General features: G+C 65.0%; 18 protein-coding genes and 3 tRNA genes. 13 read left to right on the forward strand and 8 right to left on the reverse strand.

Going from position 1 to position 24,600, the window contains the following annotated elements:
* Positions 1-68 precede the first annotated feature (68 nt).
* The 4 genes from AC3FNH_RS21705 to ompR form a co-directional block, all read right to left on the reverse strand.
* Positions 69-617: a peroxiredoxin gene (locus AC3FNH_RS21705; RefSeq protein WP_276097581.1), complete on the reverse strand. Its 549-nt coding sequence runs from the start codon at positions 615-617 to the stop codon at positions 69-71.
* Between the two features lie 257 nt (positions 618-874).
* A complete protein-coding gene (locus AC3FNH_RS21710; RefSeq protein ID WP_488721518.1) occupies positions 875-2,173 on the reverse strand; it encodes an MFS transporter in 1,299 nt (432 codons plus the stop codon).
* A 253-nt stretch (positions 2,174-2,426) separates the two neighbouring features.
* Positions 2,427-3,776: an ATP-binding protein gene (locus tag AC3FNH_RS21715; protein WP_276097579.1), complete on the reverse strand. Its 1,350-nt coding sequence runs from the start codon at positions 3,774-3,776 to the stop codon at positions 2,427-2,429.
* 22 nt (positions 3,777-3,798) lie between these two features.
* Positions 3,799-4,521, reverse strand: a complete 723-nt coding sequence (gene ompR, locus AC3FNH_RS21720; protein ID WP_010810107.1) for an osmolarity response regulator transcription factor OmpR — start codon at positions 4,519-4,521, stop codon at positions 3,799-3,801.
* Between the two features lie 278 nt (positions 4,522-4,799).
* Between ompR and AC3FNH_RS21725 the strand changes: the two genes are divergently transcribed.
* Positions 4,800-5,153: a hypothetical protein gene (locus AC3FNH_RS21725; protein ID WP_276097578.1), complete on the forward strand. Its 354-nt coding sequence runs from the start codon at positions 4,800-4,802 to the stop codon at positions 5,151-5,153.
* A gap of 31 nt (positions 5,154-5,184) precedes the next feature.
* Here the strand turns inward: AC3FNH_RS21725 and AC3FNH_RS21730 are convergent, their stop codons facing one another.
* The gene (locus AC3FNH_RS21730) at positions 5,185-6,450 is read right to left on the reverse strand and encodes a Zn-dependent hydrolase (protein ID WP_488721519.1); all 1,266 of its coding nucleotides are present in this window, start codon (positions 6,448-6,450) and stop codon (positions 5,185-5,187) included.
* Between the two features lie 71 nt (positions 6,451-6,521).
* Positions 6,522-7,358, reverse strand: coding sequence for a presqualene diphosphate synthase HpnD (gene hpnD, locus AC3FNH_RS21735; protein WP_488721520.1), 837 nt, complete (start codon positions 7,356-7,358; stop codon positions 6,522-6,524).
* Positions 7,359-7,822: 464 nt separating this feature from the next.
* Here hpnD and AC3FNH_RS21740 point away from each other — a divergent pair, with 464 nt between their 5' ends.
* Both AC3FNH_RS21740 and AC3FNH_RS21745 read left to right on the forward strand, forming a co-directional pair.
* Positions 7,823-9,037, forward strand: a complete 1,215-nt coding sequence (locus tag AC3FNH_RS21740; RefSeq protein WP_488721521.1) for an efflux RND transporter periplasmic adaptor subunit — start codon at positions 7,823-7,825, stop codon at positions 9,035-9,037.
* Positions 9,038-9,045: 8 nt separating this feature from the next.
* Complete coding sequence (locus AC3FNH_RS21745) at positions 9,046-12,156, forward strand: efflux RND transporter permease subunit (RefSeq protein WP_488721522.1); 3,111 nt, start codon at positions 9,046-9,048, stop codon at positions 12,154-12,156.
* Between the two features lie 37 nt (positions 12,157-12,193).
* Here AC3FNH_RS21745 and AC3FNH_RS21750 read toward each other — a convergent pair whose 3' ends face one another.
* The gene (locus tag AC3FNH_RS21750; RefSeq protein ID WP_488721523.1) at positions 12,194-12,619 is read right to left on the reverse strand and encodes a hypothetical protein; all 426 of its coding nucleotides are present in this window, start codon (positions 12,617-12,619) and stop codon (positions 12,194-12,196) included.
* A gap of 328 nt (positions 12,620-12,947) precedes the next feature.
* On the opposite strand from AC3FNH_RS21750, the gene AC3FNH_RS21755 reads away from it, so the two are divergent.
* The 3 genes from AC3FNH_RS21755 (at position 12,948) to AC3FNH_RS21765 (ending at position 14,585) form a co-directional block, all read left to right on the forward strand.
* Positions 12,948-13,034 (forward strand) — tRNA-Leu (locus tag AC3FNH_RS21755).
* Between the two features lie 136 nt (positions 13,035-13,170).
* Positions 13,171-14,121 (forward strand): SOS response-associated peptidase family protein, encoded by a 951-nt coding sequence (locus tag AC3FNH_RS21760; protein WP_488721524.1) that lies wholly within the window; start codon positions 13,171-13,173, stop codon positions 14,119-14,121.
* 80 nt (positions 14,122-14,201) lie between these two features.
* The gene (locus tag AC3FNH_RS21765; protein ID WP_488721525.1) at positions 14,202-14,585 is read left to right on the forward strand and encodes a VanZ family protein; all 384 of its coding nucleotides are present in this window, start codon (positions 14,202-14,204) and stop codon (positions 14,583-14,585) included.
* Here the strand turns inward: AC3FNH_RS21765 and AC3FNH_RS21770 are convergent.
* Positions 14,582-15,439 carry a 23S rRNA (adenine(2030)-N(6))-methyltransferase RlmJ gene (locus tag AC3FNH_RS21770; protein WP_276097570.1) on the reverse strand — a complete coding sequence of 286 codons (858 nt, stop codon included), beginning with the start codon at positions 15,437-15,439 and terminating at the stop codon, positions 14,582-14,584. The genes AC3FNH_RS21765 and AC3FNH_RS21770 overlap by 4 nt on opposite strands.
* 117 nt (positions 15,440-15,556) lie before the next feature.
* Here AC3FNH_RS21770 and mnmC point away from each other — a divergent pair, with 117 nt between their 5' ends.
* The 7 genes from mnmC to AC3FNH_RS21805 all read left to right on the forward strand — a co-directional run bounded on the left by mnmC (position 15,557) and on the right by AC3FNH_RS21805 (position 24,423).
* The gene (mnmC, locus tag AC3FNH_RS21775) at positions 15,557-17,563 is read left to right on the forward strand and encodes a bifunctional tRNA (5-methylaminomethyl-2-thiouridine)(34)-methyltransferase MnmC2/FAD-dependent 5-carboxymethylaminomethyl-2-thiouridine(34) oxidoreductase MnmC1 (RefSeq protein WP_488721526.1); all 2,007 of its coding nucleotides are present in this window, start codon (positions 15,557-15,559) and stop codon (positions 17,561-17,563) included.
* Positions 17,564-17,715: 152 nt separating this feature from the next.
* Positions 17,716-19,071: a trigger factor gene (tig, locus tag AC3FNH_RS21780; protein WP_488721527.1), complete on the forward strand. Its 1,356-nt coding sequence runs from the start codon at positions 17,716-17,718 to the stop codon at positions 19,069-19,071.
* 90 nt (positions 19,072-19,161) lie between these two features.
* Positions 19,162-19,812, forward strand: coding sequence for an ATP-dependent Clp endopeptidase proteolytic subunit ClpP (gene clpP / locus AC3FNH_RS21785; RefSeq protein ID WP_211948088.1), 651 nt, complete (start codon positions 19,162-19,164; stop codon positions 19,810-19,812).
* Between the two features lie 226 nt (positions 19,813-20,038).
* Entirely contained in the window at positions 20,039-21,316 is a 1,278-nt protein-coding gene (gene clpX, locus AC3FNH_RS21790; protein ID WP_276097567.1) for an ATP-dependent Clp protease ATP-binding subunit ClpX, read from the forward strand.
* A 255-nt stretch (positions 21,317-21,571) separates the two neighbouring features.
* Positions 21,572-23,983, forward strand: a complete 2,412-nt coding sequence (gene lon / locus AC3FNH_RS21795; protein ID WP_276100732.1) for an endopeptidase La — start codon at positions 21,572-21,574, stop codon at positions 23,981-23,983.
* Between the two features lie 242 nt (positions 23,984-24,225).
* Positions 24,226-24,301: transfer RNA gene (locus AC3FNH_RS21800), tRNA-Val, on the forward strand.
* A 45-nt stretch (positions 24,302-24,346) separates the two neighbouring features.
* A tRNA-Asp gene (locus AC3FNH_RS21805) sits at positions 24,347-24,423 on the forward strand.
* Positions 24,424-24,600 lie beyond the last annotated feature (177 nt).

Genomic DNA, 24,600 nt, shown 5'->3' on the forward strand with positions numbered 1-24,600 from the left:
AGGCGGGTTTGGGGGCGGAGGGGAGACCCTCCGCGGGTCGCCGCAAATTACCGGCAACCTTGCAGCAATTACAGCGTTGCGCCGCCAACGGCACGGTTGCACGGGCACAGCTCGTCCGTTTGCAGACCGTCCAGGATACGCAGCACTTCGTCCGGGTTGCGGCCGACGTTCAGGTTGTTCACCGAAACGTGCTGGATCACGTTGTGCGGGTCGACGATGAAGGTCGCGCGCAGGGCCACGCCAGCGGCCTGGTCACGCACGCCCAGCTGGTCGATCAGCGAACCGGTCACGTCGGCGAATTGCCACTGGTTCAGCTTGTTCAGGTCCTTGTGTTCGCGGCGCCATGCCAGCTTCACGAATTCGTTGTCGGTCGAGCCGCCGAGAACGATGGCATCGCGGTCAGCGAAATCGCCGTTCAGCTTGGCGAATGCCACGATTTCGGTCGGGCACACGAACGTGAAGTCCTTCGGGTAGAAGTAGATGATCTTCCACTTGCCTTCGAACGACTTTTCGGTGATGTCTTCGAAAGCCGACTGGCCGTTTTCCTCATGGTTGTTGAAACCCGGCTTGACACCGACGACGTGGAAGGCTTCGAGCTTGTCACCAACGGTCTTCATAGACTTCTCCTGATACGGTTGAAGAGAGAGTGTGCAATGCGATGAACCTGCGCCCGGCAGAACCTTAGGCTTTGGTGCACCGCGACAAGGGGGGATTATGCGTCATGACGCACTACAGGGCTAATTGAAATTCTCAAACAGCCCGATAGGCGTGCGGCATGGCGATCCTGGTCGTCGCGCATGACAGTTTGCGCAAGCGGGGAAGTATGCCACGGCCGGCCCCTCGGGGCCGGCGTGGCGGGAGCGGCACTGCCGTGTCAGGCGGGGCGCAGGGCCGGCTGGCTACGGCGCGCGCGGAAGATGATCAGGGTGGCGATGAGACCGCAGGCCGCCGCGAACATCAGCCACAGGCCCGGGGCGGCCTTGTTGCCGGTGGTGTGGATCAGGTAGGTCGACACGGCCGGCGTGAAGCCGCCGAACAGTGCCGTGGCCAGGCTGTACGCGAGCGAGAAGCCCGCAGTGCGCACGGCCGGCGGCATGACTTCGGTCAGCGTGACCACCATCGCACCGTTATAGCTGCCGTACAGGAAGGACAGCCACAGTTCCACCATCAGCAGGCGCGAGAACGAAGGCTCGGCCACCAGCCACGACACGGCAGGGTAGGCAGTCAGCAGCGTGGCCGCGGTAAAGAACACCAGCAGCGGCTTGCGCCCGATGCGGTCGGACAGGGCGCCCATCAGCGGCAGCCAGATGAAGTTCGACAGGCCCACGCACATGGTGACGATGAGGTTGTCGACATCATCGAGCTTGAGCACCGCCTTGCCGAAGGTCGGCGTGTAGGCGGTGATCATGTAGAACGACACCGTGGTCATCACGACCATCATGCAGCCGGCCACGATGATGCGCCAGTTCTCGGCCATGGAGCGGTAGATCTCGCGCACGGTCGGGCGATGCTTGCGGGTCTTGAATTCCTCGGTCTCTTCGAGCGAGCGCCGGATCAGGAACAGGAACGGCACGATCAGGCAGCCGATCAGGAACGGCAGGCGCCAGCCCCAGTCATCCATTTGCTGCGGCGCCAGCGTGGCGTGCAGGATCACGCCGAGCAGGCCGGCGAAGATCACGGCGACTTGCTGGCTGGCCGATTGCCAGCTCACGTAGAAGCCTTTGCGGCCCGGCTTGGCAATCTCCGACAGGTAGACCGAGACGCCGCCCAGCTCCACGCCGGCGGAAAAGCCCTGGAGCAGGCGGCCGGCCAGCACCAGCAGCGGCGCCGCCACGCCGATCGAGGCATAGCCAGGCACGCAGGCGATCAGCAGCGTGCCAACCGCCATCAGCGCCAGCGTGACGATCAGGCCCTTGCGGCGGCCGTGGTGGTCAATGTAGGCGCCCAGCACGATGGCGCCCAGCGGACGCATCAGGAAGCCGGCGCCGAAGGTGGCCAGCGACAGCATCAGCGAGGCGAACTCGTCGCCACTGGGGAAGAAGGTCCTGGCAATGGCGGCGGCATAAAAGCCGTACACCATGAAGTCGTACATTTCCAGGAAGTTGCCGCTGACCACGCGGAACACGGTCTTGAATCCGTGCTGCTGGCCGGAGGTTTGGGAGGTCTCTGACATGGCTGTCTCTCTCGGACGCCGCCGGTGGGTTCCGGCGCATGATTGTTTGGTGAGCCAGCCAGGCGTGGGGAGGAGACAGCAGGCGGCGCCATGGCTGGGAAGATGCGCTTGCATCGGCCCTGCTGACGGGCGCCAGTGTGCGCCGCGACGCTGTCATTGCCCTGTCAAATACCTTTCAGAACCCTATCAGTAGCTGTCGAAAACCTGTCAATGGACAGGCGTTTCGTGGTCGATGTGCGGGGAGCGCCGCGAGTCACGCGCGGCGGAAACAGGCGCTGACCACCAGGCCGGTCTGCGGGGCGGAGCGGTTGGACAGCACCAGCCGTCCACCGTTGCGCTGCAGGATGCGGTTGACGATCGACATGCCAAGGCCGGCTCCCTTGGCTTCGCTGCGAGCGCTGTCCAGGCGATAGAAGGGGCGCGTCAGCAGCGAAAGCTGTGCGTCGGGCACGCCCTTGCCGTTGTCCGCCACGGTGAGCACGGCGTCCTTGTCGTCGAGCTTCGTGGTGATCTCGACTTCGGCGATGCCGGTCTCATCGTCCTTGGCATAGCGGCGCGCATTCTCGACCAGGTTGTCGAGGATGCGCTGGACCTCCATGCGGTTGGCCACGGCCATGACCGGCTCGGTGGCGCGCACTTCTACGCGCACATCGTCGTGTGCGGCATAGACGCCGACGGCATCGTTGACCAGTGCCGACAGGTCTACCGGCTCGACCATCTCGAGCGGCGGCCGCGCATAATTCAGGAACTGGCCGATGATGGCGTCCATCTGCTCGATGTCGGTGATCATCGCGTCGCGCGTGGCGCTGTCCGCCGGCGACATTTCAGTTTCCAGGCGCAGGCGCGTGAGAGGCGTGCGCAGGTCGTGCGAGATGCCGGCCAGCATCACCGCGCGGTCGTCATCGAGCTGGCGCAGGTCGCGCACCATCTGGTTGAAGCTATGGTTGGCCAGCGCGACTTCGCTGGCGCCATGCTCCGGCAGGGAGGGCGGGTCGCCGCCCGCGCCGATATCGCGCGCGGCATTGGCCAGGCGCTTGAGCGGGTAGTTGACGCGCGCGGTAATGAACGCGGCGCCGATGATCGACAGCAGCAGCGCGGCAATACTCCACCACAGCCACTGGATGCCGGACACGCGCTCGAAGCGTTCCGGGCTGATCGCCACCCAGTAGTCGTCGCCCTCGATCTCGAAGCTGACCCACACGCCGGGGATGTCGTTAACGGTAGTAGCGAGCACCGTATCCTCGCCCAGCCGGCTGCGGATTTCCTGCTGCACCAGCTGGGTCAGGAACGGATTGGCGGTGGGCGCGGCGAAATCGTCGTCCTTTTCCCGCGGATAGACCTTGATGCCTTCGTTCTGCACCAGGTCGAGCAGCAGGAAGCGGCGCCGCGCCGGGTCCGAATAGAGCAGCGCCGCGCGCGTGAGCTTGACCACGCTGACCACCTGCATGGCAATCTGCTGCGCGCGCGGGGCGCGCTCGAACAGCCGGTAGCTCTGGAACCAGATGCCCAGCGAAATGGCCAGCAGGAGCGCGATCAGCATGAAGGTTCGCCAGAACAGCGAACCAAAGAAACGCGTGGCCGTACGGCCAATGACGGTCGCCACGATGGTTGAGCGGCCGGCCGGTTTACTTCACGCCATCGGGAATGAACACATAGCCCAGGCCCCACACCGTCTGGATAAAGCGCGGGTTGCTCGGATCGGGCTCGATCAGCTTGCGCAGGCGCGAGATCTGTACGTCCAGGCTGCGGTCGAACACTTCATATTCGCGGCCGCGCGCCATTTCCATGAGTTTCTCGCGCGACAGCGGCTGGCGCGGATGGCGGGCGAAAACCTTGAGCACGGAAAATTCGCCCGTGGTCAGGGTAATTTCCTCATCGTTCTTGGTCAGCGTGCGCGTGGCCAGGTTCAGCACGAAATCGCCGAAGGCAAAGGTCTCGGGCGTTTCCGACGGCGCGCCCGGCACTTCGGCAGGCCCCTTGCGGCGCAGCACGGCGTGGATGCGGGCAATCAGCTCGCGCGGGTTGAACGGCTTCGGCAGGTAGTCGTCGGCGCCCATTTCCAGGCCGACGATGCGGTCCACGTCCTCGCCCTTGGCGGTGAGCATGATGATCGGCGTCTGGTCGTTGGCGCCACGCAGGCGGCGGCAGATGGACAGGCCATCTTCGCCCGGCATCATCAGGTCAAGCACCAGCAGGTCGAAGCGCTCGCGCAGCCAGAGCTTGTTCATGGCCGTGGCATTCTCCGCCACCAGTACCGTAAAACCCTGTTCGCCCAGATAGCGGCGCAGCAGATCGCGCAGGCGCGGGTCGTCGTCCACGACGAGAATCTTGTGGCTGGTATTTTCCATGGCGGTATCTTAGCGACTATCGCTTTCGCTCAAAATGGCTTAACAAAACGTTACATACTTTACCCTGTGGTATGGCAGCGTGCACGAACCATGCCATTACACTGCCGCATACCGTCTTTCGCGTACTGCGTCATTATCCGGGCGGCATGGGTATTGCTACCGGATTATCTGCGGCCAGCCGCATATTGCATTGCGGCGACTGCGCGGACGGGTACCGGATTTCCGGCTTCAGGCAGCCCAGGCGGCTGCAAATCCCGAAGCCAAAAACGTCATTATCGATGAAAGTGAACCGAAACCGGCATGGGCTGACCTTGCACGGCGCCGCCGGCGCCTGTCTGGTGCTCGCCGGTACGGCGCTGTGGCTGTGCGCAGCGACGCAGCCAGCCCACGCCCAGTCGGCCGGCATGGCCAATCTGCTGCACGGGCCTGAGCGCTCATCCAACCATGCCAGTGACGCCAGCGCCGGCCAGCGCGAGGCGCGCGCCCGCGCCGAACGCCACCGCGCCGAGCAGCGCGAGGCCGAGCGCAACAACCGGCAGGGGCGCGCAGGATCGAGCCTGTCTCCGGACGAACGCCGCAAGCTGCGCCAGAATCTCTATGACCTGGGGCGCGAAATGTACCAGGGCGGCTGACGCCGCCGGACGGTTCCCAACTCAACCAGATTCAGCCTTGCGGCTGAAAGTGCCGCAGGAAATCCACGAATACCTCGGCGGCAACCTGTGCGTCCTCCGCCGTGATGGTTTCCAGCGGGTTATGGCTGATGCCGCCATTGCCGCAACGTACGAACAGCATGGCCACGTCGGTGATGCGCTGCATCATCATGGCGTCGTGGCCAGCGCCGGATGGCAGTTCAAAGGCAGGCAGGCCGCGCTTGCGCAGCACCGCGCCGAACTGGTCCATCAGCCAGCGCGCGCAGGGTGCGTTATGAACCGGCTTGACCCGGTCCACCTGGGCGGACAAGCCGCGCCTCGCCGCAATCTGCTGGATGCCGGCCACGATGTCGGCAATGGCGGCTTCGCGAATGCCATCCTCGCCGGCGCGGATGTCCATCGAGAAGGTGCAGGCGGCCGGAATGACATTGCTCGATCCATCGGGTATTTGCAGCTGGCCCACGGTACCGACCAGCGTCGGTGCCGCGCTGCACCGCGTTTCGACCAGCAGGATCATTTCGGCCGCTCCGGCGGCGGCGTCCCGGCGCATGCCCATCGGTGTCGTGCCGGCATGGCTGGCCTGTCCTTCGACCCGCACCTGGAAGCGGCTGCTGCCGGCGATCTGTGTCACGACGCCGAGCGCCAGCCCTTGGTCCAGCAGGACCGGCCCCTGTTCGATATGTACCTCGACAAAGCCGAGCAGGGCGGCGGGGTCGGCCGCGGCGCCCTGTAGTGCCGCCAGTTCTCCATTGCCCGGCAGGCCGGAGGCCGCGAGCGCCTCGCGCATCGTCACGCCGTCCGCGTCTGCGCGTGCCAGTAGCGCCGGGTCGAAGCGCCCGGCCAGAACACTGCTGGCCAGGAAGCTGGTCTTGAAGCGCAGGCCTTCTTCTTCGGCGAAGCCGACGACATCGAGATGGTAGGGCAGGCGGATGCCCGCCGCATGGAGTGCGCCGGCTACGGCGATCGGGAGCAGGATGCCAAGGCGGCCATCGTAGCGCCCGCCATTGCGCACGGTGTCGAAGTGCGAGCCAGTCATCAGCACGCGCGCGTCGCTGCCTGCGGCCGGGTCCGCGGCATACCGGCCGATCACGTTGCCGATGGCATCGGTTCGCACCGCCATGCCGGCCGCCTCCATCCACTGCGCCAGCAGGGCCTGGGCAGACCGGTGCGCAGGTGTGAGGAAAGCGCAGGTGAGCCCGCCTTCCATGTCGGAAAACCGGGCGAGCGCTTCGGCACGGTCAAGAATGCTTTGTCCGAGCGGGTGGAGGTTCTGGGTCATGGCGGTGCCCTATGGCGTAATGCTGGTGGCGGCGGGCCGTGTGCGGCCGGACGCGAGCCGTGGTCGGTGGCTCAACTATTGCGCACCCATGTCTTCCAGGCGATCCAGAGCTTGCGCAGCGGCGTCAGTGCGATGCGCTGATTCAGCACCTGGAAATCGCTGCGTTCGATTTCGTCGAGCAGGGCGTGGTAGATGGCCCCCATCAACAGGCCGGCGCGCTGGGCGCGGCGGTCCTGGCGCGGCAGCAGTTCCAGCGCTTCGCGGTATAGCGCGCGCGCACGACCGGCGTGGTACTGCATCAGCGCGACAAAACGCTCGGAATGCTTGCCCTGCAAGATCTCGGATGCAGGCACCTGGAATCGCTGCAGCGTGTCCACCGGCAGGTAGATGCGGCCACGGCGCGCGTCCTCGCCGACATCGCGCAGGATGTTGACCAGTTGCAGCGACAGTCCCAGCTTTTCGGCGAACACGAGCGTATGCGCATCGGAGTATCCGAACAGCCGGGCGCTGAGCGTGCCGACCACGCCGGCCACGCAGTGGCAATAGCGGTTCAGGCCGGTTTCATCGAGATAGCGGGTCTGGGTCAGGTCCATTTCCATGCCGTCCAGCACCTCGGACATTTCCGCGTGCGGCAGGCCGGCGGCCTTGACGTGAGGCTGCAGGGCCTGTGTGACAGGATGGCTCGGCGCCCCTTCGAACAGGCGGCGCAGTTCCCCTCGCCACCAGTCGAGTTGCTGGTGGGCCAGTCCGGGGTCGTGGGTCTCATCGACCACGTCGTCGACTTCGCGGCACCATGCGTAGAGCGCCGTAATGGCGCGGCGGCGCTCCGCAGGCAGGAACAGGAAGCTGTAATAGAAGCTGGAGCCGCTTTGGGCGACTTTCTCTTGGCAATACTGATCGGGCGTCACGCCGGTCTCGGTCTGATGAGGTGAGGTGGGTGCGGGCGGGTTCAGGACCAGGCCTGTGCCAACGCGGCGGCCGTTCGGCGGCCAAGGTCTGGCGGCGCGCTGAAGCCCGCGGCCTCTGCGTCCGTCGGCACGGTTGGCGCCAGCGGCGCGCCGGATTGTAGCATTGCCATACCCCTTGCCTGGCGGTGCGCGACAGTGCGCGGCAGTGCGCGGCTGTGCGCGGCACAAGTGGGCGGCCATCCAGGCTTTGCATTTTCATGCAGTTCGTTCGCCTAGAAGAATCCTTCGGTAGCCATTCCGGCCGTTTCGTCGCCAGCCGTTTGACGCACCTGAGGGGCGTCGCTATATTGCTGACCGGCCAGTTATTAATTGCCCGCGACTATCCGCGGCATGTGCTTTGTGCGTTGTGAAGCGCTTTTGCGGGCCGCACCAGCCTCCCACGTTGTTCGATTCGCTGCTTATCCATGCCAGTGCATTGCCAAGCGCCGGAAGTTGCGGCCGTTCGTCCCGAGACTGCTTCCTATTCCCTGCCGCGGCGCCGGCTGGCCCGGTTGGCCCGGCTGGGCGCAGCCTGCCTGGCCGGCGTGACGCTCGCGCTGGCAGGCTGCGGCAAGAAGAGCGAGTCCACGCCGGAGGTGCGCCCGGTTCGCTTGCAGCAGTTGAGCCAGCGCACAGGCAAGACCACCTTTGAGTTCTCGGGCGACGTCAGGCCACGCGTGGAGTCGCGGCTGGGCTTTCGGGTGGGCGGCAAGATCGCGGCGCGGCTGGTCGACGTCGGTGCCGTTGTGCGCAAGGGCCAGCCGCTGGCCCGTCTGGACCCGACCGACCTGTCGCTGGCGGAAGCGGGTTCGCGGGCCCAGTATGAGGCGGCCCGCACGGACCGCGACCTCGCCGCTTCCGATCTCAAGCGCTACAACGAACTCTTTGCCAAGGGCTTTATCAGCGCGGCTGAGCAGCATCGGCGCCAGGCGACTTTCGATGCCGCCGAATCCCGCCTCCAGCAGGCTTCGGCGGGCCTGCGCAGCCAGGCCAACCAGACCGCCTACGCGGTGCTGCTGGCCGATGCCGACGGCGTGGTGACCGCGGTGGAGGCCGAGGTCGGGCAGGTCATCACGCCTGGCCAACCGGTGATCCGGGTGGCGCAGACCGCAGAAAAGGAAGTGGCCATCGGGCTGCCGGAAGATCAGGTCGACCTGTTGCGCGGCACCACGGATGTGACGGTGCGCACCTGGGCCGACCCCGGCCGCGCGCTGCCCGCGCGCGTGCGCGAAATCGCCGCCGCCGCGGATCCCGTGACCCGCACCTATGCCACGCGCGTTTCGGTGCCGAATCCGCCCGCCGACCTCAAGCTGGGCATGACCGCCGTCGTGACCTTCGTGCGCACCGGCGAAGCCCCCGCGATACGTGTGCCGCTGACCGCGCTGCTGCAGGAGCAGGGCCGCAACCAGGTCTGGGTCTATGATCCGGCCGCCGGCACGGTCCGGCCGGTCTCGGTGACGCTTGGCGATCCGGTGGGCAACGAGATCGAAGTGCGCCAGGGTCTTGCGCCCGGGCAGACCATTGTCACGGCCGGCGTGCATTTGCTCAAGCCGGGGCAGAAGGTCAGGCCGATGCAGACCGTCGCCCCGGTCGCGTCCGCCACGGCGCCTGCGGCTGCCCCTGTGCCGCAACGGGACTGAGGCGCGGCATGGATCATTCCCGCTTCAACCTGTCGCGCTGGGCCCTGGAGCACCAGCCGCTGACCCGCTACCTGCTGGTGGTGTTGCTGTTGGCCGGCCTGCTGGCATTCTTCCGGCTGGGCCAGGACGAAGACCCGCCGTTCACCTTCCGCGTGATGGTGGTGCAGGCGTTCTGGCCCGGCGCCACCGCCGAGCAGATCGCCGTGCAGGTCACGGACAAGATCGAGCGGCAACTGCAGGAAGTGCCGTATGCCGACAAGATACGCAGCTTTTCCAAGCCGGGCGAGACCACGGTCATCTTCCAGCTCAAGGACACGTCCCCGGCCAGGGATACCGCGCAGATCTGGTACACCGTGCGCAAGAAGATCGGCGACATCGCACAGACGCTGCCGGCAGGCGTGCGGGGTCCGTACTTCAATGACGAGTTCGGCGACGTGTACGGCACGATCTACGCGTTGTCGGCCGATGGCTTCAACTACAAGGAACTGCGCGAATATGCCGACCTGGTGCGCCAGGAGCTGTTGCGCGTGCCTGCCGTGGCCAAGGTGTCGCTGCTGGGCCTGCAGGACGAGAAGATCTACATCGACTTCAACCAGGCCCGGTTCGCCCAGCTCGGGCTCGACCTCAATGCCATTGCCGACCAGATCACGCAGCAGAACAACCTGAACGGCAGCGGCGTGCTGGTCACGCCGACTGACAACCTGCAGGTGCGCGTGAGCGGGCAGTTCGCCAGTGTGGCGGACCTTGAGAACCTGGTGCTGCGCGGCCCCAACGGTATTGCGAATATCCGCCTGGGCGACATCGCGCACGTGTACCGCGGCTATGTCGATCCGCCGCAGAGCACCATGCGGTACAACGGCAAGAACGTGATCGGGCTCGGTATCTCGATGGCAAAGGGCGGCGACATCATCGAGCTCGGCAAGAACCTGCGCGTGGCGTTCGAACGTCTGCGGGGGCAGTTGCCGGTCGGCATCGAGATGGACCAGGTGCAAGACCAGCCGCAGGCCGTCAAGCGTTCGGTCGGCGAGTTCGTGCACGTGCTGATCGAGGCCGTGGTCATCGTGCTCGGGGTCAGCTTTGTCTCGCTGGGCCTGCATACCAGGCCGCTGCGACTGGACGCGCGTCCGGGCCTGGTGGTGGCGTTGACCATTCCGCTGGTGCTCGCGGTGACGTTCCTGTTCATGAACATCTTCGGCATCGGCCTGCACAAGATATCGCTGGGCGCGCTGATCGTGGCGCTGGGGCTGCTGGTCGATGACGCCATCATTGCCGTGGAGATGATGGTGCGCAAGCTAGAGGAGGGGCTTTCCAAGATGGAGGCCGCGACCTACGCCTACACCTCCACGGCCATGCCGATGCTGACCGGCACGCTGATCACGGCCGCGGGCTTCCTGCCGGTGGGGCTCGCGAAATCCACGGTAGGCGAATACACCTTTGCCATCTTCGCCGTGACGGCGCTCGCGCTGGTGCTGTCATGGCTGGCGGCGGTTTACTTCACGCCTTACCTGGGCTACCTGCTGCTGAAGTCGCGGCCGGGAGGCGGCGAGCACCACGAGGTGTTCGATACGCCGTTCTACGCAAGCTTCCGGCGCCTGGTCGACTGGTGCGTGACCTGGCGCAAGACTGTCATCGCGGTCACGCTGGTGACGTTCGCGCTGGGCATCTACGCATTCAAGTTCGTCGAGAAGCAGTTCTTCCCCGACTCGAGCCGGCCCGAGCTGATGGTCGAGCTGTGGATGCCGGAAGGCACCAGTTTTGCCCAGATGGAGTCCGAAGCCAGGCGCTTCGAGGCTGCCATGCGCCAGGATCGGGACGTGCAGAGCCTGACCACCTTCGTCGGCACCGGTGCGCCGCGCTTCTACCTGCCGCTGGACCAGATCTTCCCGCAAAGCAACGTGGCGCAGGTGATCGTGATGCCGGTCAGCACCGAGGCGCGCGACGCGCTGCGCCAGCGCGTGATCGCGGTGCTGAACAGCCAGTTCCCGCAGTTGCGCGGGCGCGTCAAGCTGCTGCCCAACGGGCCGCCGGTGGCGTACCCGGTGCAGTTCCGCGTGATCGGTCCCGACGCCGCGGGCGTGCGCCAGCTTGCCGACCAGGTCAAGGCGCTGATGCGCGCGAACCCGAACACCGTTGGCGTGAACGACAACTGGAATGAGAGCGTCAAGATGCTGCGCCTGGACATCGACCAGGACAAGGCCCGCGCACTGGGCGTGACCACCAGCTCCATTGCGCGCGTCACGCAGACGGTGCTGACCGGGATTCCGGTCGGCCAATACCGTGACGGCGACAAGCTGATTGACATCATGATGCGCACGCCGCGCAACGAGCGTGATGCCATGTCCGATCTCGGCAATATCCAGGTGCCGACCAATGCCGGCCGCGTCGTGCCGCTGACGCAGGTGGCGCGGCTGTCGCTGCGGTCCGAGCCGGGCGTGATCTGGCGCGAGAACCGCGATTTCGGCGTGACCGTGCAGGCCGATGTGGTGGACGGCATCCAGGGTCCCACGGTCACCGCGCAGATCGATCCGCTGCTCGGCAAGCTGCGCGGGCAACTGCCGCCGGGCTACCGCATCACGGTGGCCGGGGCCGAGGAGGAGAGTGGCAAGGCGGGGGCGTCGATCGCGGCGCAGCTGCCGCTGTGCATCTTCCTGATCTTCACGCTGCTCATGCTCCAGCTGCACAGCTTCTCGCGCACGCTGATGGTATTCCTGACGGGCCCGCTGGGCCTGATCGGGGCCGCCGCCACGCTGCTGCTGCTGCGCGCGCCGATGGGCTTCGTCGCCCAGCTGGGCATCACGGCGCTGCTCGGCATGATCATCCGCAACTCGGTGATCCTGGTGGACCAGATCGAGCAGGACATCAAGGCAGGCGTGCCGGCATGGCATGCCATCGTCGAAGCGGCGGTGCGGCGCTTCCGTCCGATCATCCTGACCGCCGCGGCTGCCGTGCTGGCCATGATCCCGCTGTCGCGCTCGCTGTTCTGGGGGCCGATGGCCGTGGCCATCATGGGCGGGCTGATCATCGCCACGGTGCTGACGCTGCTGTTCCTGCCGGCGTTGTACGCGGCATGGTTCCGGGTCAGGCGGCCCGAGGCGGGCGTGGGGGCGGTGACAGCCTGAGCGTGACTGCCAGATCGATCGGATCCGGCAGGGCCAATCAATTGCAGAGCGTGCCAGGAACAGGCCTGCCTGAATTCGTCATGCCCTGGCACGCATCGCCGACTACCAGCGTCGTGTCGCCGGCGCTGGCCGGGGCCAGCTTCAGCTTGCCGGCCACCGTGCAGCAACCGCGAACAGCGGGTGCCGGTGGTGGTACTGGTGCTGCAACGGGTGCGGGCGCTGCAATGGGCGCGGGTGCAGCCGTAGGTACCGGCGTCGCGGGCGCAGTTGTCCTGGTTGAGGTTTGCGCGGGCTTGGACGCGGCGGCGTCCGCCTGATCATCCGCATCGGGGGAGACGCACTGGCCCTGCTGGCAAATTCGTTCCCCTTTGCATTGCATGTCGTACTGACAACCGGCAGCCCTGACCGTCGATGACCATGCAAGCGCCATCGAGGCTGCCAACAGCAAGGCACGTAATTTCATATCCCCTCCGTGCGGGGCTGAAGCATTGTGGCAGCGCCCCGCACGTTGCAATGATGTGCGAGCATGCGGCGCGCGTCCGACAACTTCAGCATAGATGGCGGACCACCATCGCGAAAGGCGATGCACATGAGGGCTTGCACTATGTCACCGGGGCGGGGCTGGATTCCCCCCGAGGCTTGCGCTACAATCCGCTGCTTCGTTGCACAGCCGGCGCGCGAGCGCGGCAGCGGGCGATGCGGGAAGGCGGGCAGTTCCAGCCGCCTTTTTTGCTTTCGCGCCCCGTGGCTGCAACGTACATCGTGGCCGCCGTCCGGCGGCTGCAAGGACCGCGAGGGTGGCGAAATTGGTAGACGCACCAGGTTTAGGTCCTGACGCCAGCAATGGTGTAGGGGTTCGAGTCCCCTCCCTCGCACCAATTACTCCTTCTCAAGTGGCGAAAGGCTGACTTTTCCCTGCCGCAGCACGCGTCGCCCACTTGCCGCCTTTCCCGGTACCCCGGCTTAGAATGATCCTGCGCCAGCTCCGCTGGAGTTGCACGAAAGGACATTGCCATGTGCTATTCCTCCCAGATCCAGGCGGAGTTCCGCAAGTTCGAGCGCGAATACGGCGCGTCGATCAGCATTGAACGCTTTGTGGAGTTGTTCTGGCACCAGCGCCGCACCGGCGGCTGGCAACGCATCCCCAAGGCGCTGCGCATGGCGTTTGCCGAGGCAGGCCCTGACGCCTCGTTGGTCGAGGAGGGCAACCAGGAGCAAGCCAACCGGTTCGAGGCCGAGATTTTCCAGCAACGAACGCGACTTGCCGAGGCGGAGCGGGCGCTGGCCGCGCGGCCGACCAGGAAGGCCGAGACTGACCGCCGCATTTCGACGGACAAGATCGCCAGGGCCCAACAGAGCCTTGCGGACCTGCAGCGACCGGCGCTGACCGAGCAGGATTACCGGCTCTTTCCGGGCTACTACGCGCCCGTGATCATCGCGCAAGGCGGCCATCGGGTGGTGGTGCCGATGCGCTACCAATGCCGCCTGCCAGGCTGGACGGAAGCCGACGAACGCAAGCGGCCCGGCACCTACAATGCGCGCCGCGACAACCTGGAGCGCGCTTGGCGCCCGTTGTTCGGGCATCGCCACGGCGTGGCGGTGATCACCGCGTTCTACGAGCATGTGCCGCGCCACAAGGCTGAGCGCCGTGCGCTACGGCCGGGGGAGGCAGAGGAGAGCGTCATCCTGGCATTCCATCCGCGGCCGCCGCAGGACATGCTGGTGGCTTGCCTGTGGTCGGTGAGTCCGGGCGAGGAGAGGGGGCAGGACCTGTACTCGTTCGCCGCCATCACCGACGAGCCGCCGCCGGAAGTGGCCGCCGCCGGACACGACCGCTGCATCGTTCCAATCCGCCCCGGGCAACTCGATGCGTGGCTTAACCCGGATGCCTCCGACCTGGCTGCGATGCAGGCCATCCTGGACGATCGCGAACCGCTGTACTTCGACTGCAAGCTGGCTGCCTGAGCGAGCTGGCATCCGCGCGATGCGCGGGAAGCCATGCGAACCGTTAGTATGCGGGTTCGTCTGGGTCACTACGCCACCACATGAGTCTCCACCCCGCTTTCCGGCTGACGCCGCGCTTATGGCGCCTGCTGTTCTGGCCGTGCCTGATCGCCGTGCTGGTGCTGGCGCTGATGCCGCCGACGCAGCCCATGCCCACGACGGGCTGGGACAAGGCCAACCACGTGCTGGCCTTCCTGGTGCTCGGCTGGCTGGGCAGGCGGGCTTATGGGCGCCAGCGTACGGCCGCGCTGCTGGGTCTGGTCGGATACGGCGTACTGATCGAGCTGCTGCAGGGCATGACGACGTATCGCGATGCGGATCCGGCGGACGTGCTGGCTGACTCCATCGGGCTGCTGGCTGCCCTGGCGCTGGACTGGTTGCTCGCCCGGGCTGGCCGGCTGGGTGCCGGCGCTTCGCGCGGTTAGCTCTCTTCCGACTCAAGCACGAAGCTGGCGCCGCTATCCTGCGCCAGCAGTTCCTTGAGCACCGGCATGGCCTGCTGCAGCGATTCCTTGAGCAGCCAGGGCGGGTTGACGATGAACATGCCGCTGCCATGCAGGCCGAGCCCGCCTGCAACGGGATGCTTCACGGTCAGGCTGACATGGAGCCAGCTCTTGAGCGGCAAGTTCTTCAGCTGCACCGGCAACTGCACGGATTCACGGCGCTGGACCTGCGGGTACCAGACGGCATAAACGCCGGTGGCAAAGCGTTGCAGTCCGTCCTGGACAGTCTGCACGGTACGCGCATAGTCCTGCTTGTCTTCATAGGACGGGTCGATCAGCACCAGCGCGCGGCGCGGAGGCGGCGGCAGGATGGCCTTGATGCCACCGAAGCCGTCGCCGTCATAGAGCATGACCTTGCGGCCCGCGCCGCGGAAGTTGTCGCGCAGCACCTGGATTTCGGTGCTGTGCAGCTCGAACAGGCGCAGGCGGTCCTGATCGCGCAGCATCTGCCATGCCAGCCACGGCGAGCCCGGATAATGGCGCAGTTGCCCATCCGGATTCAAGGCGCGCACCTGGTCCAGGTATTCATCCAGCATTGGCGGCAGCGGGGTGCCGCTGGCCGCCGCACGCCAGAGCGGAGCGATGCCGGTCTCGAACTCCGATTTCTTCTGCGCATAGGCATGATCCAGCGCATAGAGGCCGGCGCCCGCGTGCGTGTCGATATACCAGAACGCCTTGTCTTTCTGTGTCAGGTGCTCGAGCAATTGCACGACGACGGCGTGCTTGAGGACATCGGCATGATTGCCGGCATGGAAGGCGTGGCGGTAGGACAGCATGGCGGATCAGCGCGGGGCGGCGGCGGGGAAGGCCGTGCCGGGTTGCAGGACGGGGCGCTATGCTACCATCCGCCGCGAGTCGCCCCCTGACTCCCGTACCTGTTTCCTGTCCCGTATATGCCGCGCGCACTCGAGCCCGCCGAGCCCATCCTGTCTGCCGAAGGCACCCCGTATTCCCCCCGCTACGACGACGTCTACCACAGCACCGAAGGAGGGCTGGCGCAGGCGCATCATGTGTTCCTTGGCGGCAACGGGCTGCCGCAGGCCTGGGCCGGGCGTGAGCAGTTCGTCATCATCGAGACCGGTTTCGGGCAGGGGCTGAACTTCCTGGCCACCTGGCAGGCATGGCGCAATGATCCGCAGCGCTGCACCCGGCTGCACTTCGTTTCGATCGAGAAGCACCCCTTCACGCGTGAAGGGCTGGCCCAGCTGCACGCCGGCCTTGCGGACTTGCTGCCTCTGGCCACCCAGCTGCAGGCTGCGTGGCCGGATGCTCTGCCAGGTCTTCACCGGCTTGCGTTCGATCATGGCGGCGTCACACTGACGCTGGCGCTCGGCGATATCGAGGCCGTACTGCCCAAGCTGGTCGCCGGTGCGGATGCGTTCTACCTGGACGGGTTCTCTCCGTCGCGCAATGCGGATATGTGGTCGCCCGCGGTATTCCGCGGACTGGCACGCCTGGCGCGGCCGGGCGCCACGCTCGCCACCTATACGGCGGCGGGGTTCGTGCGCCGCGGGTTGCAGGAGGCCGGCTTCGATGCGCGCAAGGCACCGGGCTTCGGTGGCAAGCGCGACATGACGGTTGCCACGTTCCGCCCGGTGTGGAAGTCGAGGCGACATGCGCCCAGCCCCGCCGCGGACTGGAAGGCCCGGCATGCCATCGTGATCGGCGCCGGGCTGGCAGGGTGCGCGCTGACGGAGCGGCTGGCTTCGCGCGGCTGGCAGGTGACGTTGCTGGATGCCCACGACGGCCCGGCCAGGCAGACTTCATCCCATCGTGCCGCTGCCATGCACGCGCACATTTCGGCCGACGACAGCCTCTTGTCCCGCCTTTCGCGCGCCGGGAACCAGTATGCGCTGCGCGCCTGGAGGGCGCTGGCTGATGCCGGACATCCGGTGGGATGGCATGGCTGCGGGGTGCTCCAGATCGGCGAAAACGAAGCAGAGTCCGAAGCGCAGCGTGCGGCGCTCGAGGTGCTCGGCCTGCCGGAGTCCTTCGTGCGCTGGATGACGCCCGCGGAAGCCGCATCGCTTCACGGCGCCGGTGTGCCGCGCGGCGGCCTTTGGTTCGCCCAGGGCGGCTGGGTCGCGCCGCCGGATATCTGCAAGGCGCAGTTGCGCCGCGCGGGAGATGCGGTGCACGCGCGGTTCGGTGCGCGTGTGGACCGTATCCGCCGGCACAACGATGCGTGGGAGGCCATCGGTCACGACGGGGTTGTTCTCGCGTCGGCCCCCGTCATGATCCTGGCCAATGCCCACGAGGCAGCACGGCTCGCTCCGATGCGGCACCAGGTGATGCGCCGTGTCCGAGGGCAGCTCAGCACGCTCGCGCCGGAGCAGGTCGGCGCACTCGGTCAGTGGCCTGACTGTGTGGTGACAGGGGCGGGGTACCTGCTGCCCGTGGCCGATGACGGCAGCGCGAGAGTGGGTTCGAGCTATGAAGCGGACGATGGGCCACTGGTCGCGCGGACGGAGGTGCATGCCGCGAACCTTGCGCGCCTGGCCGGGCTTTTGCCCGGTATTTCGGCCGCGGTCAACGGCCTGGATCCCGCTACGATGAGCGGCTATGTCGGGGTGCGTACCGTCTCCCACAACCGCCTGCCGCTGATCGGCCAGATGCCGGACGAGGCCGCGGCGGCAGCGGCGGCAACGGCACTGCGTGGAGCGCACTTGCGCGATATTCCGCGCATGCCAGGGCTTTACGCGGCACTTGCCTTTGCGTCGCGCGGCCTCACGTGGGCTGCACTGGGCGCGGAACTTCTGGTCAGCCAGATCGAGGGCGAGCCGCTCCCGCTCGAAGCCGACCTGGCCGATGCCATGGATCCGGCGCGCTTGCTTCTGCGCGCACTGCGTCATGGGCAAATCGTCCGCGCCGAAGGGCATTCCGATGGTGCGTCAGGGTAAAAACTGCCGGAAGCGGATGGAAACCGTGCGATAATGTCCGTTTTCCGTTTGCGCGGAGCTTGCAACTCGCGGGCACGCGCCAGTGCCGGACTGGCCGGCGCGCAAGCGATTGCGCTACGAACACAACTACATTTCTGGATTGGATCACGACCATGTCGAACGTCATTGAAAACCTCGGCAAACTGGACCGCAAGGTGACCCTGGCCATTCCCAAGGCCGAAGTCGAAAAGGAAAAGCAGGAGCGCCTGGTTCGCCTGTCGAAGACGGTGAAGATGTCGGGCTTCCGTCCGGGCAAGGTGCCGATGAAGATGGTCGAGAAGCAATACGGCCAGCAAGTCGAATTCGAAGTCCGCTTCGACAAGGCTGCCCGCAAGTTCTTCGACATCACCAAAGAGCAGGACGTCAAGGTTGCCGGCCAGCCGAAGTTCGAGATCAAGACCGAAGGCGTGGGCGCGGACGAAGTTGCGTTCGACGCCACCTTCGAGGTGTACCCGGAAGTCAAGCTGGGTGACCTGACCGGTGCGGAAGTGACGCGCACCAAGACCGATATCACCGACGTCGAAATCGACAAGACCATCGACATCCTGCGCAAGCAGCGCGTGCACTACCACGTGCGTGGCGAAGCCGGTGAGCACGGTGACGGTGGCAACGACGTGACCGCCCAGAACGGCGACCGCGTGACGCTGGACTTCGTCGGCAAGATCGACGGTGTGGAGTTCGCCGGCGGCAAGGCCGAGGACTTCCCGTTCGTGCTGGGCGAAGGCCGCATGCTGCCGGAATTCGAGGCCGCCACGCTGGGCCTGAAGGTCGGCGAGAGCAAGACCTTCCCGCTGGCCTTCCCGGCCGACTATCACGGCAAGGACGTGGCCGGCAAGACCGCCGAGTTCACCGTCACGCTGAAGAAGATCGAGTGGGCCCACCTGCCGGAAGTGAACGATGCATTCGCCAAGTCGCTGGGCATCGCCGACGGCAGCATCGAGAAGATGCGCGCCGACATCCGCGAGAACCTCGAGCGCGAAGTGAAGCGCCGCACGCACTCCATGCTGAAGGACCAGGTCATGGAAGCGCTGCTGAAGGTGAGCGAGCTGGACGTGCCCAAGGCCCTGATCGAGCAAGACCAGGAGCGCCTGGTGGAGATGGCTCGCCGCGACCTCGAGCAGCGTGGCATGCCGAACGCCAAGGATATGCCGATTCCGGCCGAGATGTTCACGCAGCAAGCCGAGCGCCGCGTCAAGCTGGGCCTGATCCTGGCCGAGATCGTCAAGGCCCACGGCCTGGAAGCCAAGGCTGACCAGATCAAGGCCGAGATCGAAGACTTTGCCAAGAGCTACGAAGACCCGAAGGAAGTCATGCGCTGGTACTACGGCGACCAGCAGCGCCTGGCCGAGATGGAAGCCTACGTGCTCGAAAACAACGTGGTAAATTTCGTGTGCGACAAGGCCAAGGTCACCGACAAGTCGGTGTCCTTCGAGGAACTGACCGCCGAAGGCAACGCACAGCAAGCCTGAGGTCCGGCATGATTCGCAGCCCCCGCGCCTTGGTGCGGGGATGTGATGCCCGGCTTTCCTTGTCATCCAACGATACCCTGGAGAACTTGCATGACCCGCAATGATTTGCTTGACCGTCTCGCCACCACGCAGGCGTCGGCGCTGGAAACCCAGGGTCTGGGGCTGGTGCCGATGGTCGTCGAGCAGTCCGGCCGGGGCGAGCGCGCCTACGACATCTACTCGCGCCTGCTGAAGGAGCGCGTGGTGTTCCTGGTTGGCGAGGTCAATGACCAGACCGCCAACCTGGTGGTGGCGCAGTTGCTGTTCCTGGAAAGCGAGAACCCGGACAAGGATATTTCGCTGTACATCAACTCGCCGGGCGGTTCGGTCTCGGCAGGCCTGGCGATCTACGACACCATGCAGTTCGTCAAGCCTGATGTGCAGACGCTGTGCATGGGCATGGCGGCGAGCATGGGTGCATTCCTGCTGGCGGCCGGTGCCAAGGGCAAGCGCTCCGCACTGCCGAACTCGCGCATCATGATCCACCAGCCTCTGGGTGGCGCGCGTGGCCAGGCCTCCGATATCGAGATCCAGGCACGCGAGATCCTGTACCTGCGCGAGCGCCTGAACAGCATCCTGTCCGAAGTGACCGGCCAGCCGGTTGAGAAGATCGCACGCGACACCGATCGCGACAACTTCATGAGCGGCGACCAGGCGGTGGATTACGGCCTGATCGACAAGGTCATTGCCCGCCGCGGCTGACGCTGCGGGCCGCTGCGGTAAAGTTGGACGCGGCGGCTCGTTGGCTGGCCGAAACGGCACAGGCTACACCGGAACGAGGCCTTGTGCCTCGTTTTTTGCATTTGTCCCACGAGGCGGGGTAACCCCCGCCGTCTGGGCAAATTGTTTTGGCGTATGATGCGTTAGAAGCGTACTCCTGCGGCACCCCCCGTGCTGCAGTGCGCACACTGCTAAGTGACTGATTCCTATGGCGGAAAAAAAAGGTTCATCCAGCGAGAAGCTTCTCTACTGCTCCTTCTGCGGCAAGAGCCAGCATGAAGTGAAGAAGCTGATTGCCGGCCCGTCGGTGTTCATTTGCGACGAATGCATCGACCTGTGCAACGAAATCATCCGTGACGAAGCCACCGCATCCGAGAAAGATGCTGCCGCGACGACGCGCTCAGACCTGCCTACGCCGCATGAGATCCGGGAGAGCCTGGATCAATATGTGATTGGCCAGGAACAGGCCAAGAAGATCCTGGCTGTAGCGGTGTACAACCACTACAAGCGCCTGAAGCATCTTGGCAAGAAGGACGATGTCGAGCTTTCCAAGAGCAACATCCTGCTGATCGGCCCGACCGGTTCGGGCAAGACGCTGCTCGCGCAAACGCTGGCCCGGCTGCTCAACGTGCCATTCGTGATCGCGGACGCGACCACGCTGACCGAAGCCGGTTATGTTGGCGAGGACGTCGAGAACATCATCCAGAAGCTGCTGCAGAACTGCAATTACGAAGTCGAGAAGGCGCAGCGCGGGATCGTCTACATCGACGAGATCGACAAGATCTCGCGTAAGTCGGACAACCCGTCGATCACGCGTGACGTGTCGGGCGAGGGCGTCCAGCAGGCGCTGCTCAAGCTGATCGAGGGCACCATGGCCTCGGTGCCACCGCAGGGTGGCCGCAAGCACCCGAACCAGGATTTCCTGCAGGTTGACACCACCAATATCCTGTTCATCTGCGGTGGTGCGTTCGACGGTCTGGAGAAGGTCATCATGCAGCGCTCGGACAAGACCGGCATCGGTTTTGCCGCGCAGGTGCAGAGCAAGGAAGAGCGCGACGTCAGCGAGGTGCTGCCGCAGACCGAGCCGGAAGACCTGATCAAGTTCGGCCTGATTCCCGAGCTGATCGGCCGTCTGCCTGTGGTCGCCACGCTGGCCAAGCTGGACGAAGCTGCGCTGATGCAGATCCTGGTCGAGCCCAAAAATGCGCTGGTCAAGCAATACCAGAAGCTGCTGGCGATGGAGGGCGTCGAACTGGAAATCCGCCCCGCGGCGCTGTCGGCCATCGCGCGCAAGGCGATCCGGCGCAAGACGGGTGCGCGCGGGCTGCGATCGATCCTTGAGCAATCGCTGATGGACGTCATGTACGACCTGCCCAACTACAAGGGCGTGCAGAAAGTGGTCATCGACGAAAGCACTATCAACGGGGATGCACCGCCGCTGCTGATGTATGAGGAGCAGCAGCCGAAGGTGTCAGGCTCCAACTGACGCGAGCGCTGTCCGGGGTAAAGTGGTCAGGAGCCCACGGCAGCCAGCCAGCAAGGCCGCTCGCGTAGAAGCGAGCGGCTTTTTTTGTTTAATTCAACCGACGAAGAGGAGGAAACGCGGGTATGCTGTTCCAGAGGGGCCTGCAAGTGCAGGATGCGGCATCAGCCTGTCAATCCAAATCGGTTTCGTCTCGGTATCTTGTAATCGATTTGGGCGGCCCAATTTACGCCTTAAATGACTGACTTGGGGAAAATGATGTCCGGAACACAACTCCTCCCGGCCGAGCCGATTCGCCTCCCACTGTTGCCGCTGCGCGACGTGGTGGTGTTTCCGCACATGGTGATCCCGTTGTTCGTGGGACGCCCGAAGTCCATCAAGGCGCTAGAGACTGCGATGGAGTCGGGCAAGAGCATCATGCTCGTGGCGCAAAAGACCGCCGCCAAGGACGAACCGACCGCCGACGACCTCTACGAGGTCGGCTGCATCGCCAATATCCTGCAAATGCTGAAGCTGCCGGACGGCACCGTGAAGGTGCTGGTCGAAGGCACGCAGCGTGCAAACATCCGCGAGGTCAGCGAGGACGAGTCGCACTTCATGTGCGAAGCCGTTCCCGTGCCGCCCGCGCCGGTTGAAAGCGCCGAGACCGAGGCTCTGCGCCGCGCGATCGTGTCGCAGTTCGACCAGTACGTGAAGCTCAACAAGAAGATCCCGCCGGAGATCCTGACTTCGCTGTCGGGGATCGACGAGGCAGGGCGCCTGGCCGACACCATCGCCGCGCACCTGCCGATCAAGCTCGAGCAAAAGCAGAAGATCCTGGAGATGGTCAATGTGACCGAACGCCTGGAAAGCCTGCTGTCGCAGCTCGAGGGCGAGATCGACATCCTGCAGGTGGAAAAGCGCATCCGCGGCCGCGTCAAGCGCCAGATGGAGAAGAGCCAGCGCGAGTACTACCTGAACGAGCAGGTCAAGGCCATCCAGAAGGAGCTGGGCGAGGGCGAAGAAGGCGCCGACCTGGAAGAACTCGACAAGCGCATCAAGGCTGCGCGCATGCCGAAGGAAGCCAAGAAGAAGGCCGATGCCGAATTCAAGAAGCTCAAGCTGATGTCGCCGATGTCGGCGGAAGCCACCGTCGTGCGCAACTACATCGACACGCTGGTGAACCTGCCGTGGCGCAAGAAGAGCAAGGTCAACAACGACCTGGCCAATGCCGAGCGCGTGCTCGATGAAGACCATTACGGTCTCGAGAAGGTCAAGGAACGCATCCTTGAGTATCTTGCCGTGCAACAACGCGTGGACAAGGTCAAGGCGCCGATCCTGTGCCTGGTCGGGCCTCCCGGCGTAGGCAAGACCTCGCTCGGCCAGTCGGTGGCGCGCGCCACGAACCGCAAGTTCGTGCGCATGGCACTCGGTGGCGTGCGTGACGAGGCCGAGATCCGTGGCCACCGCCGTACCTACATCGGCTCGATGCCGGGCAAGATCCTGCAGAGCCTGTCGAAGGTTGGCGTGCGCAATCCGCTCTTCCTGCTCGACGAGATCGACAAGATGGGCATGGATTTCCGCGGCGATCCGTCGTCGGCGCTGCTCGAGGTGCTGGACCCGGAACAGAACCACACGTTCCAGGACCACTACATCGAAGTGGACTTCGACCTGTCCGACGTGATGTTCGTGGCGACGTCGAACTCGCTGAACATCCCGCCGCCGCTGCTGGACCGGATGGAAGTGATTCGCCTGTCGGGCTACACCGAGGACGAGAAGCTCAATATCGCCACGCGTTACCTCCTGCCCAAGCAGATCAAGAACAATGGTCTGAAGGCTGGCGAGATCGAGGTGACCGATGCAGCGATCCGCGACATCATCCGCTACTACACGCGCGAAGCCGGTGTGCGTTCGCTCGAGCGCGAGGTGTCCAAGATCGCTCGCAAGGCGGTCAAGCTCCTGCTGCTGAAGAAGGAGTCGGGCACGATCAAGGTCGATTCGGAGAACCTCGACAAGTTCCTGGGCGTGCGCAAGTACGACTTCGGCCTGGCCGGCAAGGAAAACCAGGTTGGCCAGGTGACCGGTCTGGCGTGGACGGAGGTGGGCGGCGATCTGCTGACCATCGAAGCCGCGATCATGCCGGGCAAGGGCAACATCACCCGTACCGGCTCGCTGGGCGACGTGATGAAGGAGTCGGTCGAGGCTGCGCGTTCGGTGGTGCGTTCGCGGGCACGTCGCCTGGGTATTGCGGATGAGATGTTCGAGAAGCGCGACATCCACATCCACGTGCCCGAGGGTGCCACGCCCAAGGACGGTCCGTCGGCCGGCGGCGCCATGACGACTGCGCTGGTGTCGGTGCTGACCGGCATTCCGGTGCGTGCGGATGTGGCCATGACTGGCGAGATCACGCTGCGCGGTGAAGTGCTGCCGATCGGTGGCCTCAAGGAAAAGCTGCTGGCCGCCCACCGTGGCGGTATCAAGCTGGTGCTGATCCCGGAGGAGAACGTCAAGGATCTCGCCGAGATTCCCGACAACGTGAAGAACGCCATCGAGATCGTGCCGGTCCGCTGGATCGACAAGGTGCTGGAACTGGCACTCGAGCGCAAGCCCGAGCCGCTGCCCGAGGAAGATGCCAAGCCCGCCGAGGTGGCGGACAAGGCAACGGCCAAGGTCGAGATGATCCACCACTGATCCGTTTGCTGCACAGACGGAAAGAACGCCGCGGTGTCACACCGCGGCTTTTTTCTTTGGCGGGCGCGAGTCGGATGTGCGTATTTGGCCTGCGAAAGATTATTGCGATCAGTGCTTGGCAAATCGAAATCTCTCGTATTACAATCGCGGCCTCGCAACGCAAACAGCGGCAACCAGGCAGTAACCGCCGAATCGTGCGAAGCGAGATATCCTGCAGGCGGCCAAGCCTGCGATGGTCCAGTGGGTGCTTAGCTCAGTTGGTAGAGCGGCGCCCTTACAAGGCGTAGGTCGGGGGTTCGAGCCCCTCAGCACCCACCACTTCACCATTGCGCATGTGCCGGATCGATTGCAGGGACCGACAAAGGAGTGGTAGTTCAGTCGGTTAGAATACCGGCCTGTCACGCCGGGGGTCGCGGGTTCGAGTCCCGTCCACTCCGCCAGATCATGCAACGCAAAAATGCCCGCTTAAGCGGGCATTTTTGTTTTTCGGCGCCGGTGCTGCCGACCGTGGCATGGCTGCAATCGCACGCAGACATCCGTATCCCGCCGCTGGCCGGCAAATGGCGGTGCAGCGCCCGGCTCCTGCTAGAATCGCGGGGTTTGACCCTCGTGCCAAC

This window comes from Cupriavidus sp. 22TCCZM01-5, assembly GCF_057798915.1.